Source organism: Brasilonema bromeliae SPC951, assembly GCF_012912135.1.
GTDB lineage: Bacteria > Cyanobacteriota > Cyanobacteriia > Cyanobacteriales > Nostocaceae > Brasilonema > Brasilonema bromeliae.
The window spans coordinates 1-7819 of the sequence record NZ_QMEB01000277.1; the positions used below are offsets into that span (position 1 = coordinate 1).

Genomic DNA, 7819 nt, shown 5'->3' on the forward strand with positions numbered 1-7819 from the left:
CGCTGCGCGTTCGCCCTTGGCGTGCGCTTGCGCTTACGGAGGAAACCTCCGCTCAAACTTCTCTCAAAATTCAAAATTAAGAAAACTAGTGATAGCAGAATATCTAGCCTTCAGTTGTGCGCGTTTTCACATGCGTAACAGTTTACCATATCCCCGTAGTTGCCAATGACCAAGTATCATTGCCATATTTCGCCAAGACTCCCAACGGGACAAAGGTTTGCCTTCGCCAATGTAGCGCATAACTTCAGGGTCACTGCACATTTCGGTGTAAGCATCAAGGTCTTCTTCACTACATCCCCGTAGGATCAGACGTTGGCTTTCAAGTTGAGGAATCTGCATAGGATTTTTGCATCGTGCTTGTTTCAGGGATGTAGTAGCTGGTACCTGTAGTTTTACGATTGTAAGAAAATACAAAAATCTTACATTTTTGTAAAGCATTCTTAATATAATGTTAAATTATTCTTTAATAAGAAATTTAAATATAATTGTTAAAAATCTTCAAAGAATAACTTATTACATTCTTGATATATTGTGAAACGAGCTACAAATTACGCAACGTGTCACTTTGTCTTTCACGTAACACAGATTGGATGTTTTGTCAAGAATTGTAGGAAAACCACAATTCTCTGTAAGAAGCAACCCCTGACACAAAATGTTTTCTATCTATCGCTCAGTAAAAGGTGATAGGTTTGAAGTGAGGAAAGCAGCACGTGACGCGATTTGTAAGTAAAAAGAGTGACTTCTTGGAAGGGAATTATGTCTTACGCGCAAACGAGGACTCAGACGAAATCAGGCTATCAAGCTGGGGTAAAAGATTACAGGCTAACATATTACACCCCCGATTACACTCCGAAAGATACAGATATTTTGGCAGCATTCCGCGTAACACCCCAGCCAGGAGTTCCGCCCGAAGAAGCAGGCGCTGCTGTGGCTGCTGAGTCTTCCACTGGTACTTGGACAACCGTATGGACAGACTTGCTCACCGACTTAGATCGCTACAAAGGTCGTTGCTACGATATTGAGCCAGTTCCTGGCGATGACAACCAATTCATTGCCTACGTTGCCTATCCGTTGGATCTATTTGAAGAAGGTTCTGTAACCAACATGTTGACCTCTATTGTAGGTAATGTGTTTGGTTTCAAAGCCCTGAAAGCACTGCGTCTGGAAGACTTGCGGATTCCTGTTGCTTACCTCAAGACATTCCAAGGACCTCCACATGGTATTCAAGTAGAGCGCGACAAACTGAACAAGTATGGTCGTCCTCTGTTGGGTTGTACGATTAAGCCCAAGTTGGGTCTGTCTGCCAAAAACTACGGACGCGCTGTATACGAGTGCTTGCGCGGTGGTTTGGACTTCACCAAAGACGACGAAAACATCAACTCTGCACCGTTCCAACGGTGGCGCGATCGCTTCCTGTTCGTTGCAGACGCTATCCACAAATCACAAGCCGAAACTGGTGAAATCAAAGGTCACTACCTGAATGTGACCGCTCCCACCTGCGAAGAAATGCTGAAACGGGCAGAGTACGCCAAAGAACTCAAAATGCCCATTATCATGCACGACTACCTAACTGCAGGCTTCACCGCTAACACCACATTAGCTCGCTGGTGCCGTGATAACGGTATTCTGCTGCACATCCACCGTGCTATGCACGCCGTTATCGACCGTCAAAAGAACCACGGTATCCACTTCCGCGTCTTGGCTAAGACCCTGCGTATGTCCGGCGGTGACCACATCCACACCGGAACCGTCGTCGGTAAGCTCGAAGGTGAGCGCGGTATCACAATGGGCTTCGTCGATCTACTGCGTGAGAACTACGTTGAGCAAGACAGATCTCGCGGTATCTACTTCACTCAAGACTGGGCTTCTATGCCCGGAGTGATGGCTGTAGCTTCCGGTGGTATCCACATTTGGCATATGCCAGCTCTAGTGGAAATCTTCGGTGATGACTCCGTGCTGCAATTTGGTGGTGGTACTCTCGGTCACCCCTGGGGTAACGCTCCTGGCGCTACCGCTAACCGCGTCGCCCTGGAAGCTTGTATCCAAGCTCGTAACGAAGGTCGCAACTTGGCTCGTGAAGGTAACGACATTATCCGCGAAGCTGCTAAGTGGTCTCCTGAACTGGCTGCTGCTTGCGAACTGTGGAAGGAAATTAAGTTCGAGTTTGAAGCAGTCGATACCGTCTGATGCAAGAGTAAAAAGTTAAAAAGTAAAAGAAAATAATCCTTATTTTTCATTACTTTTGACTTTTTTACTTTTTACCTATTCTAGGGCTGGGGTCAAGCATGGATATTAAGCAAATTGCGAAGGACACAGCCAAGACGCTGCAAAGCTACCTGACTTATCAGGCACTAAAAACGGTGTTGGCTCAAGTTAGCGAAACAAATCCTCCTTTAGCACTTTGGCTACAACGCTTTTCCGCCGACAAAATTCAGGATGGAGAAGCATACATAAAGGAACTGTTTCAAGAAAAGCCGGAATTGGCTTTGCGGATCATGACTGTTAGAGAACACATAGCGGAACAAGTCACTGAATACTTACCCGAAATGGTTCGCACAGGCATTCAGCAAGCCAATATGGAACACCGTCGCCAGCATCTTGAGCGAATCACGCATATAGATACATCAGCTCCCAGTCCTGAACCAGAAACGCAAACAACATCAGATCCAAATAATGAACAGTGAACAGTGAACAGTGAACAGTTAATAACTGATAACTGATGACTGATAACTGATGTCAACCGCAACCCATTATCATCACCTATGCAAACCCTACCAAAAGAGCGTCGCTACGAAACCCTTTCCTATTTGCCTCCTCTGTCTGATGCTCAGATTGCCAAGCAAATCCAGTACATTCTCAACCAAGGTTACATTCCGGCTATTGAGTTTAACGAGAATTCAGAGCCGACAGTATATTACTGGACTCTGTGGAAACTGCCTCTGTTTGGTGCAAAATCTACTCAAGAAGTTTTAAACGAAGTTCAAGCTTGCCGTTCTCAGTACGGCAATAACTTTATCCGCGTGGTGGGTTTTGACAACATCAAGCAGTGCCAAGTTCTCAGCTTTATCGTTCACAAGCCCAATAGCAGCAGATACTAAAGCTGATAAATTGGAATGAATTGTCAGACAACTGTAAGTCATTGATTCATCTCCCAGTAAAAGAGGTAGAGTTATCTACCTCTATTTTTTACTATTTAGAGAGTGTAGACCGCACTTTTTGTAACGTATCCAGTAGATTTGTATATTGAAATTATTGGCGAGATCTATGAGCTACTACATTTCTCCCCGCTTTCTGGATAAACTTGCAGTACACATCACCAAAAATTACCTCGACCTTCCTGGTGTTCGAGTCCCCCTAATTTTAGGTATCCACGGACGCAAAGGCGAGGGCAAGTCGTTTCAATGTGAGTTAGTCTTTGAGAGAATGGGTGTTGAGGTGACTCACATATCCGGCGGCGAACTCGAAAGTCCAGATGCTGGAGATTCAGCACGTCTAATTCGTCTGCGCTATCGAGAAACAGCGGAACTCATTCGCGTGCGCGGCAGAATGTGCGTGATCATGATTAATGATTTGGATGCAGGTGCGGGACGCTTTGATGAAGGCACTCAGTACACAGTCAACACTCAGTTGGTAAATGCCACACTGATGAATATTGCTGACAATCCTACAGATGTGCAACTTCCCGGTAGTTATGACGCAACACCTTTACATCGTGTACCGATTATTGTAACAGGTAATGATTTCTCCACCCTCTATGCACCTTTAATTCGGGATGGTCGGATGGAGAAATTTTACTGGGATCCAGACCGAGATGATAAGGTTGGTATTGTCACCGGGATTTTTAGTGAAGATGAACTTTCACGCCAAGAAGTTGAAAAATTAATCGATACATTCCCAAATCAATCGATAGACTTTTTCAGCGCTTTGCGTGCCCGAATTTATGACGAACAAATTCGCAACTTCATACACGAAATAGGAATTGAGCGCGTATCTCAACGTGTGGTTAATAGCGTTGAAGGTCCACCACAATTTAGAAAGCCTAATTTCAGCTTGTCTCACTTAATTGAGATAGGCAACTTGATGGTTGGTGAACAACAGCAAGTCGAGAGTTCTCAACTGGTGAGTCAGTATAATCGCAGCTTGTACTCTCGTAATCAATCCGCACCTTCTGGTGCTGTGACACCAACAACTCAGCCGTCAAGTAATGGCGCAAGTCAAGGTACAACATCCAATGGGTACCAGAAACAGCAGCAATCAAATACTCATTTAACTCTGGAGACACAAGAACAGATACGTGAAATCTTGTCTCATGGTTACAGAATAGGTATTGAGCATGTAGATGAGCGACGCTTCCGTACAGGTTCCTGGCAAAGTTGCATCACAAGCCCAATTACCGGCGAACAAGATGCAATATCAACTGTGGAATCCTGTCTTGGGGAATATAGCAATGAGTATGTGCGCTTGGTAAGTATCGATCCAAAGGCGAAGCGGCGGGTTGTAGAAACAATTATTCAGCGCCCAAATGGGAAAGTTGATAGTCGCTGAACTACCCAAGCCTTGGCTCTTTTTGCCTGTTCGGCAAAGCCCGTGTCGTTATAGCAGCCCAGTGGCGCAAGCCATAGATATACGCTCTTGCTTCTAGTTTCACGGGCGAATGCCTCTTCGATTTGATAAAATTCTCCTCAAGTCAACTTGCGAAGTACTTGACACTACCCCCTCAATTGTTGCTATATTATTGAAAGATAAATTGATGGGGCGTAGCCAAGTGGTAAGGCAGCGGGTTTTGGTCCCGCCATCCCTAGGTTCGAATCCTAGCGCCCCAGTTAGAAAGAGAGAAAAATACAAGTTTAGCATCTTCATTGAAAGCACTCCACCGGCAGTGCGTCACTTATTATGCATGAAACAAACATTTCACTCTCTCACTCCCTCACTCCCTCTCTCAAGAGTGTTTCTTCAGAGTGCCCCTTTTGCGGCTAGGATAATTATAAATTTCTACCGGCGAGATTGTGCGTTCTTCTGATTGGCACTGCAAGTTCCACCTAATGTGTATACCTAAGATAAAAAAGTTAAATTCATATCATTAGGTTTTATCCGGAAGAGTATTGAGTGTATAAGAATAGTGTACTTAAGTGCATTGCTGCGGTGTTATTAGTATTTTTTCGGGACTTCAGACAGGGTTAAAGTATCTATCACTTGGTTTAGGGTAAAACTGAAATTGCCCTCAAGGGTATCAAAACTGTGCCATTAACTAATGTGTTCACCAACGTTCAGGCGAATGTCAAACAACTGGCACTTGAGCACATTAGAAAAATGTATGCCAAAGTTTAGCTCGAAAGCGTGCAACTACGGAAAACCACAACTCAGAGAAGTTACTAAGGCTATGCTGAAGTCAGACAAATATCCTCACCCGTTGTCACAAGCCTACACAGCCCAGCTAAATGAAGAAGGTGGGTTGAATCTTGGTCAAGTTGGGGCAACTCTACGCCGTCGCGCATTATTGATTGCTGGTGTAACAGGCGTCATAGCTACAGCAGCTGTGTTGAAGGCAGAAACAGATCCTCCAGTATATCAAGGTCGGTTTGAGATTTTAACAAAGCCTGTGACTGGTGAGGGTCGGGCAGTAGCCAATATCCCTCAAAGCCTGAGTTCCCAACAAGGAATAGCATCTCCTGAGTCAGTAGAAGCAGTTACGACGACGATGCAAGTTTTAGAAAGTCGTAAAATGCTAGACAAAGTTATCGAAGAGCTTCAGGATAAGTATAAAACTAAATATCCAAAACTAGATTACGACTCAATAGTCGCCCGCTTACAAATAGCATCCGAAAAACCAAACATCTTAGAAGTCACATACACATCTCCAGACAAAGAGCTAGTTCGCGATGTCTTAACTAAACTTCAAAAAACTTACGTCGAGTATAGTGTCAACGAGCATCTAGAGGATGTGAATCAGGCAATTAGCTTTGTTAGACAGCAAGAACTGCCTTTAGAGAATCGGGTTAGAGCTTGGCAAGAAAGACAGCGAATTATTCGACAAAGACATGACTTAGTTGAACCAGCACAGAAAGCTCAAGAAATTTCTCAACAAATTGCTACTTTAACCCAACAGCAAGCAGAAAATCGCATACAGCTAGAACAAATGCTAGCTACCTATGAAGATTTGAAACGGGAGTTAGCCCAACAGCCAGGTGAAAGGGCTGGGAATTCGGTGTTAAGCGAAAACGCTCGTTACCAAAAAATATTGGATCAAATCCAAACAGTAGATATTGAGATCAAAAAAGGAGGAGCAAAATTCACAAGTGAAAACCCCAGTTTGCAAAATTTACAGGCACAGAAGGCAAATTTACTCCCAATGCTAGCTGGGGAAGAAAATCGCGTGAAAAGAGATTATGAAAGCCGTATCCGGGCCTTGCAAGCACGTGATAAATCTTTGGGAGACAAAATTGCTTATTTCAATAATTACCTCAGAAATTTAGCAGTTGTGATCCGTGAATACGATGATATTCAGCGGAACTTAAAGATTGCCACTGAAGGTCTGACTCAATTTTCAGCTAAAAAACAAGCATTGCAGATTGAGCAAGCTTTGAGGTCGCCCTCCTGGAAGTTACTCGATCCCAAACTAGAGGAAGTCAATGAACCAAAAGCTGGCCCAGGTAGTGCCAAACGAAACTTAGCTTTGGGGACACTGTTAGGTTTGCTGTTGGGTACAGGTGCAGCTTTAGTTGCAGATAAGCTCAGCAACGTTCTATACTCTTCCAAAGATCTCAAGGAAGCAACTGGATTACCGCTATTAGGAGTCGTTCCCTTAAGGAAAGAAATAGGAGCATTAGCTTGGCAAGAAACATCTGGTGGAATGCAACAAGCAGTCAAAGCATCCTTTTTTGAAGTTTTTCGCTCTCTTTACACAAACATTCTTCTTCTGAGCTCAGATACACCGATTCGTTCACTCGTCATCAGTTCGGCGGCAAAAGAAGATGGTAAGACGACTGTAGCAATACACCTAGCGCTCGCAGCTGCAGCAATGGGGCAACGAGTACTACTGGTAGATGCAAATCTACGCTCTCCCACAATCCATAATCGTGTGGGTCTGATGAATATTCAGGGATTAACTGATGTCATTGCACAAGATTTAGACTGGAACAATGTAATTGAGCGATCGCCCTTAGAGGACAACCTGTTTGTTCTGAGTGCTGGTCCAATTCCCCCTGACTCAATTAGATTGCTCGCATCTCAGAAAATGCAGGATTTGATGAGTGAGTTACAAGCCTCTTTTGATTTGGTAATCTACGACACGCCACCTTTAGTGGGTTTTGCAGATGCTAACCTACTCGCTGCTAATACCAATGGACTGATACTAGTCGCAGGATTAGGAAAGCTAAAACGTACCATGTTCCAGCAAGCATTAGACGATCTCCAAATGTCTGGCACACCGATTTTAGGAGTGATAGCTAATAAGTCCAAAGATACCACGCCTGCCTCATATAGCTATTACCAACAGTATTACAAACAGAGCATGAGTAATGAAAGAATTGGAGATGATGATAGTATTGACTTCACTCATTCCAGGTCAACTTCATCTTCTTTTAGAAATGGTAGAAGAAACTCATAAAGCTTCGTGGGATGTGTGGAAACGCAGCAGATTGTGTCTGATACAGGAAGACACAACTGTTGTTTAGCTGAGAGAAAACAAGGCGCGGGGGACGGAATTTGACTCGCAAACAGAGCACGAGCTTAATGCCTGCAGCAACGCGCTGCGCGTATCTCCTGCGGAGACGCTAAGCGCCAAAGGCGCACGCTGCGCGTTCGCTCTTAGCGTGCGCTT

General features: G+C 44.4%; 6 protein-coding genes and 1 tRNA gene. 6 read left to right on the plus strand and 1 reads right to left on the minus strand.

All coding sequences use genetic code 11. The features are described 5' to 3' along the window. Positions 1 to 126: 126 nt before the first annotated feature. Complete coding sequence (locus DP116_RS25205; protein WP_339381562.1) at positions 127 to 339, minus strand: GNAT family N-acetyltransferase; 213 nt, start codon at positions 337 to 339, stop codon at positions 127 to 129. A 417-nt stretch (positions 340 to 756) separates the two neighbouring features. Between DP116_RS25205 and DP116_RS25210 the strand changes: the two genes are divergently transcribed. From DP116_RS25210 to DP116_RS25235, 6 genes are all read left to right on the plus strand, one after another. Further along, positions 757 to 2187 (plus strand): form I ribulose bisphosphate carboxylase large subunit, encoded by a 1431-nt coding sequence (locus tag DP116_RS25210; protein WP_169157766.1) that lies wholly within the window; start codon positions 757 to 759, stop codon positions 2185 to 2187. A 98-nt stretch (positions 2188 to 2285) separates the two neighbouring features. After that, the gene (rcbX, locus tag DP116_RS25215; protein ID WP_169157767.1) at positions 2286 to 2684 is read left to right on the plus strand and encodes a RuBisCO chaperone RbcX; all 399 of its coding nucleotides are present in this window, start codon (positions 2286 to 2288) and stop codon (positions 2682 to 2684) included. Positions 2685 to 2762: 78 nt separating this feature from the next. Next, positions 2763 to 3098 (plus strand): ribulose bisphosphate carboxylase small subunit, encoded by a 336-nt coding sequence (locus tag DP116_RS25220; RefSeq protein WP_048870441.1) that lies wholly within the window; start codon positions 2763 to 2765, stop codon positions 3096 to 3098. Between the two features lie 166 nt (positions 3099 to 3264). Then, positions 3265 to 4545 carry a RuBisCO small subunit-like domain-containing protein gene (locus tag DP116_RS25225; RefSeq protein WP_169157768.1) on the plus strand — a complete coding sequence of 427 codons (1281 nt, stop codon included), beginning with the start codon at positions 3265 to 3267 and terminating at the stop codon, positions 4543 to 4545. A gap of 206 nt (positions 4546 to 4751) precedes the next feature. Further along, positions 4752 to 4823 (plus strand) — tRNA-Gln (locus tag DP116_RS25230). Between the two features lie 557 nt (positions 4824 to 5380). Further along, the gene (locus tag DP116_RS25235; RefSeq protein WP_169157769.1) at positions 5381 to 7606 is read left to right on the plus strand and encodes a GumC family protein; all 2226 of its coding nucleotides are present in this window, start codon (positions 5381 to 5383) and stop codon (positions 7604 to 7606) included. The last annotated feature ends 213 nt before the right edge of the window (positions 7607 to 7819 follow it).

Bases quoted from the DNA above. Each gene is read 5' to 3' on its own strand.
- DP116_RS25220 (WP_048870441.1), top strand. From the start codon at position 2,763: ATGCAAACCCTACCAAAAGAGCGTCGCTACGAAACCCTTTCCTATTTG.
- DP116_RS25210 (WP_169157766.1), top strand. From the start codon at position 757: ATGTCTTACGCGCAAACGAGGACTCAGACGAAATCAGGCTATCAAGCT.
- DP116_RS25205 (WP_339381562.1), bottom strand. From the start codon at position 339: ATGCAGATTCCTCAACTTGAAAGCCAACGTCTGATCCTACGGGGATGT.
- DP116_RS25235 (WP_169157769.1), top strand. From the start codon at position 5,381: ATGCTGAAGTCAGACAAATATCCTCACCCGTTGTCACAAGCCTACACA.
- DP116_RS25225 (WP_169157768.1), top strand. From the start codon at position 3,265: ATGAGCTACTACATTTCTCCCCGCTTTCTGGATAAACTTGCAGTACAC.
- rcbX (WP_169157767.1), top strand. From the start codon at position 2,286: ATGGATATTAAGCAAATTGCGAAGGACACAGCCAAGACGCTGCAAAGC.